Source organism: Acinetobacter sp. 742879 (assembly GCF_000588535.1).
Lineage (GTDB): Bacteria > Pseudomonadota > Gammaproteobacteria > Pseudomonadales > Moraxellaceae > Acinetobacter > Acinetobacter pittii.
On sequence record NZ_JFYC01000043.1, the window covers coordinates 1 to 859 of the forward strand.

An 859-nucleotide genomic window follows, 5' to 3' on the forward strand; every position below is an offset into this window, starting at 1 on the left:
AAAGACAGTCTGGTTAAGGCAGATACAGCCTTACAAAGTGTGGTGACGCAGATTGACGGAGTTGATGTTAAGACAGTCAATAAAGATGACAACAAGGTTAACTTTGTGACTGGAGACAATGTTGAGTTAACAGCGAATGCGGATGGCAGTATCACGGTTGGTACGTCAGCGGATGTGACGTTCAATACAGTGAACACGACGAACCTGACTGCGACAGGAGAAACCAAGCTAGGCGATAGTTTTACGGTGAATAATGGAGGCAGCTACTACACAGGTCCAATTACTGAAGGAAACCATATTACCAATAAAACCTATGTAGACCAGGCAACAGCAGCGTCAAGAACCGAGGTTGTAGCAGGAACGAATGTTACCGATGTCGTTAAAACTACAGGCAGCAATGGACAGGATATTTATACAGTAAATGCCAAAGGTAGCACTGCGTCAGCAGGATCAAGTGCAGTTACGGTAACGGCAGGTACACCTGATGCCAACAATGTTACGGACTATGCAGTTGATTTGAGTCAAAGTACCAAAGACAGTCTGGTTAAGGCAGATACAGCCTTACAAAGTGTGGTGACGCAGATTGACGGAGTTGATGTTAAGACAGTCAATAAAGATGACAACAAGGTTAACTTTGTGACTGGAGACAATGTTGAGTTAACAGCGAATGCGGATGGCAGTATCACGGTTGGTACGTCAGCGGATGTGACGTTCAATACAGTGAACACGACGAACCTGACTGCGACAGGAGAAACCAAGCTAGGCGATAGTTTTACGGTGAATAATGGAGGCAGCTACTACACAGGTCCAATTACTGAAGGAAACCATATTACCAATAAAACCTATGTAGACCAGGCAA

1 pseudogene is annotated in these 859 nt (G+C 44.7%); it reads left to right on the forward strand.

Annotation, left to right across the window (positions count from 1 at the left end):
* A pseudogene (locus J690_RS24420) lies at window positions 1–859 on the forward strand (YadA-like family protein); the annotation flags it as partial.